At 73.1% G+C, this 4,170-nt stretch carries 4 protein-coding genes; all 4 read right to left on the minus strand.

Going from position 1 to position 4,170, the window contains the following annotated elements; all coding sequences use genetic code 11:
* Positions 1-113: 113 nt before the first annotated feature.
* Genes DQW06_RS09380 through DQW06_RS09395 form a run of 4 tightly spaced genes read right to left on the minus strand, consistent with a single transcriptional unit; the run spans position 114 to position 4,055 of the window.
* Positions 114-947 (minus strand): ABC transporter ATP-binding protein, encoded by an 834-nt coding sequence (locus DQW06_RS09380; protein WP_013153349.1) that lies wholly within the window; start codon positions 945-947, stop codon positions 114-116.
* A complete protein-coding gene (locus DQW06_RS09385; RefSeq protein ID WP_071622176.1) occupies positions 944-1,978 on the minus strand; it encodes an iron chelate uptake ABC transporter family permease subunit in 1,035 nt (344 codons plus the stop codon). Before DQW06_RS09385 ends, DQW06_RS09380 begins: the two co-directional genes overlap by 4 nt.
* The gene (locus DQW06_RS09390) at positions 1,975-3,018 is read right to left on the minus strand and encodes an iron ABC transporter permease (protein ID WP_013153347.1); all 1,044 of its coding nucleotides are present in this window, start codon (positions 3,016-3,018) and stop codon (positions 1,975-1,977) included. Before DQW06_RS09390 ends, DQW06_RS09385 begins: the two co-directional genes overlap by 4 nt.
* On the minus strand, positions 3,018-4,055 hold the full coding sequence (locus tag DQW06_RS09395) for an iron-siderophore ABC transporter substrate-binding protein (RefSeq protein WP_013153346.1): 1,038 nt from the start codon (positions 4,053-4,055) through the stop codon (positions 3,018-3,020). The genes DQW06_RS09390 and DQW06_RS09395 overlap by 1 nt, the downstream gene beginning before the upstream one ends.
* Between the last annotated feature and the right edge of the window lie 115 nt (positions 4,056-4,170).

Genomic DNA, 4,170 nt, shown 5'->3' on the forward strand with positions numbered 1-4,170 from the left:
GGCGCGGGGGATCCGCGTGGGGACCGCGAGGCACGCGAGCCGCGTGGGCACTGTGAGGCGCGCGGCGCCTCCGTGACCGGGCACGCGACACCGGCCTCAGGGCGGCGGAGGTATCACTCCGCCAGCTGCTCCTCCCCGAGTTCTGCCCCGGTGCTGTGGTACCGGCCCAGGGGCAGCATGAGGGGCCTGCCCGACGTGGGGTCGGTGATCACCTCGCTGCGCAGGCCGAACACGGCGTGCACCGTCTCGGGGGTGAGCACCTCCTCGGGCGTGCCCGCGGCGTGCAGCCGCCCGCCCGCGAGCGCGATGAGGTGGTCGGCGTAGCGCGCGGCCAGGTTGAGGTCGTGCAGGACCAGCACGATCGTCGTCCCCAGCGAACGGTTGAGGTCGGTCAGCAGGTCCAGCACCTCGACCTGGTGGCTGACGTCCAGGAACGTGGTGGGCTCGTCCAGCAGCAGCAGGTCCGTGCGCTGGGCCAGGGCCATCGCGATCCACACGCGCTGGCGCTGCCCGCCGGAGAGCTCGTCCACGGGCCTGTCGGCCAGGTCCACCGTCCGCGTCGCCTCCAGCGCCTCGGCCACGGCCTCGTCGTCCTCCCGGCTCCACCGCGAGAGCATCCTCTGGTGGGGGTGGCGGCCCCGCCCGACGAGGTCACTCACCGTGATGCCCTCCGGGGCGATCGGCGACTGCGGCAGCAGCCCGAGCGTGCGCGCCAGCTCCTTGGACGGCAGGCGGTGCACCTCCTTGCCGTCCAGGAGCACGTGCCCGACCCGGGGCGCGAGCAGCCGCGACATCGAGCGCAGCAGGGTGGACTTGCCGCACGCGTTGGCGCCCACGATCGCGGTGATCCTGCCGGGCGGGATGGTCAGGTCCAGCGACTCGATGACGACGCGGTCCTTGTAGCCGAGCGTCAGGTCCTCGACGAGCAGCGAATGGGCCGTGGTCAAAGCGAGCCTCCCACGCGGTTGGTGCGGACGATCAGGTAGACGAGGTAGGGGGCGCCGAGCACGCCGGTGACGACCCCGACCGGGTAGCGCGTCCCGAAGGCGTACTGCGCGCACAGGTCGGCGACCAGGATCAGCAGCGCCCCGACCAGCGCCGAGGGCACCAGCAGCGAGCCGTTCGGCCCCACCAGGCGCGCCGCGATCGGCCCCGACAGGAAGGACACGAAGGCCACCGGCCCCGCCGCCGCGGTCGCGAAGGCGATGAGTCCCACCGCCCCGACGATCGCGACGAGCCGGGTCAGGTCCACGCGCACGCCCAGGGCCGAGGCGGTGTCGTCGCCGAGCTGGAGCGCGGACAGGTTGCCCGACTGGGACAGGAGCACGGGGGCGAGGACGACCAGCGCGACCAGCACCGGGACGGTCTGGTCCCAGCTGGCGCCGTTGAGGCTGCCGGTCAGCCACCGCATCGCCTCCTGCAGGTCCCACTGGGCGGCCTGGTCCAGGATGTAGTCGGTGACGCTGGTGAGCATGGCCGCGATGCCGATGCCGACCAGGATCAGGCGCGTCCCGGCGACCCCGTCCTTGAAGGACAGCGCGTACACGGCCAGCGCCACGAGCAGGCCCGCCGCGATCGCGAAGGCCGACACCCCGGCCTCGCCGAGCGAGAGCACCACGATCGCGAACACGGCCGCCGCGCTGGCCCCCGCGCTGATGCCGATGATGTCCGGGCTGGCCAGGGGGTTGCGCAGCATGGTCTGGAACGTCACGCCCGCGAGTCCGAAGCACAGCCCCGCCGCCACCGCGAGCACGGCCCGCGGCAGCCGGAGCCGCCCCACGGTGAACGAGGCGCCCGGCACGTCCTGGCCCAGGACCACCCGCACGACGTCGCCGGGCGGGTAGAAGGTCTGCCCGACCATCAGGGACAGGGCGAACACGAGGACGATCGCCACGGCCAGGGCGGCGATCACGACGCGCCGCCGGTAGGCGCGGCGCGTCCGGCCGCGGGCGACGGTCTCGACGGTGGAGGCGCTCACAGCTCACGCACCTTCTGACGGCGGACGATGTAGATGAAGAAGGGGGCGCCGATCAGCGCGGTCACGATCCCCACGTCGATCTCCGCAGGGCGCGCCACGATGCGGCCGACCACGTCCGCCGCGGTCAGCAGGGCGGCGCCGGTGAGCGCCGAGAACGGGATCAGCCACCGGTGGTCCACGCCCACGAGCAGGCGGCACACGTGCGGGACGACGAGGCCGACGAAGCTGATCGGGCCGGTCACGGCGGTGCTCGCGCCGCACAGCACGACCGCGCCGACGAAGGCCGCGCCCCGCGCGAGGGCGACGCGCTCGCCCAGGCCCGCGGCCAGTTCGTCGCCCAGGGCGAGCAGGTTGAGCGCGCGTGCCGACAGCAGGCACACGACGAATCCGGCCATGAGGAAGGGCAGCACCTGCGTGACGCTGTCGAAGGTCCCGCCGCCCACACCGCCGATCTGCCAGGACCGGACCCCGTCGGCGATGTCGGCGCGCGGGAGCACGACGGCCCTGATGAAGGAGGCCAGCGCCGCGGTGGTCGCGGCCCCGGCCAGGGCGAGTTTGAGCGGTGTGGCCCCGCCCCGCCCCAGGGAGCCGATCGTGTAGACGAACACCGTGGTCAGCCCCGCGCCGACGATCGCCACCCACACGAAGCTGGTCGCGGAGGCCAGGCCGAAGTAGGCGATGCCCGCGACGACGGCGAGCGAGGCGCCCATGGTCACGCCCAGGATGCCCGGGTCGGCCAGCGGGTTGCGGGTCACGCCCTGCATGACCGCCCCCGCCACGCCCAGGGCTGCTCCGGCGAGCACGGCCAGCAGCGTGCGGGGGATGCGCTTGGCCACCGCCGCCTGGTCGAAGTTCTCGGCCGCTCCGCCGAAGGCCGCCACGACGGCCGTCCAGGGCACGTCGCGCGAGCCGACCACGACCGAGGCGAACATGAGCGCGGCCAGTGCGCCCAGTACCACCAGCAGCCACAGGGTCTTGCCGCGCCTCGGGCGCCGCACGACGGCGGCGCCCGAGACGGCGGTCGAGGTGTCCGTCGTCACTACTGAGCCTCGTCAGCGGCCTCGGCGAGGAGCGACAGGTAGTCGTCCAGGACCCACGAGATCGACAGCGGGGTCGGGTTCGCGGCCGTGCCCAGCGGGTCGTCACCGGGGAGGTTGACGACGGAGCCGTTCTCCACGGCGGGCATCTGCGACAGCAGCGGGTCGCCCTCCAGGGTCCGCACCAGCTCCTCGCCGCCGTAGGTGACGATGATGTCCACGTCGTTGAACGCGTCCGCCTGCTCGGCGCTCTGGCTCAGGGAGAACTGGTCGGTCTCGGCCGAGGCGGTCGCGATGCTCTCCGGGGTCTCCATGCCCAGGTCCTCGAAGAACATGGCGCGCGTGTCGTGCGTGGTGTAGAAGCTGACCTCGCTCAGGTCCGTGGTGTCCACGTGGGTCAGGAACATCGCGGACCGGCCCTCGAACTGCGGGTACTCCGCGACCGACTCCTCGATCTCCTGCTCCAGGCCGGCGATGAGCTCCTCGCCCTCGGCCGCCATGCCCAGGGCCTGGCTGTTGAGCTCGATCATCTCCCGCCACGGGGTGCCCCAGGCGGTCTCGGGGTAGGCGACGACGGGGGCGATCTCGCTGAGCGTGTCGTAGTCCTCCTGGGTCAGCCCGGAGTAGGCGGCCAGGATCACGTCCGGCGCGGTGTCGGCGACGGCCTCGAAGTCGATGCCGTCCGTCTCGTCGAACAGGACCGGGGTCTCCGCGCCCAGTTCGGTGAGCTTCTCCTCGACCCAGGGCAGCACGCCGTTGCCGTCGTCGTCGCCGAAGTCGGCGGAGGCCATGCCGACCGGCACGACCCCCAGGGCCAGCGGGACCTCGTGGTTGGCCCAGTTCACCGTCGCGACCCGCTCGGGCTTGGACTCGATGGTCGTCGTGCCGAGCGCGTGCTCGATGGTGACGGGGGTCCAGTCCCCGGAACCGCCGTCCTCCCCGCCGGAGGAGTCGGAGGAGCCGTCGGAGGAGCAGGCGGCGAGCGCGACGGTGAGCAGCGCGGCGCCGGAGAGCGCGGCCAGCCTTGAAACGCGGGGCATGGTTTCCTTCCCATTGTGGCCGTGGGGCCTCAGCCATGGCGGTGCCATGGTCCGGCTCCCGCACCGCCCCGGCGCGCGCACGGGGGTGTGCGTCCGGGAGGGGACCGGTCGGGGT

It is taken from the genome of Nocardiopsis sp. TNDT3, from assembly GCF_003427465.1.
Lineage (GTDB): Bacteria > Actinomycetota > Actinomycetes > Streptosporangiales > Streptosporangiaceae > Nocardiopsis > Nocardiopsis dassonvillei.

Coding starts and splice junctions, on each gene's coding strand:
- DQW06_RS09395 (WP_013153346.1), bottom strand. CDS start 4,055: ATGCCCCGCGTTTCAAGGCTGGCCGCGCTCTCCGGCGCCGCGCTGCTC.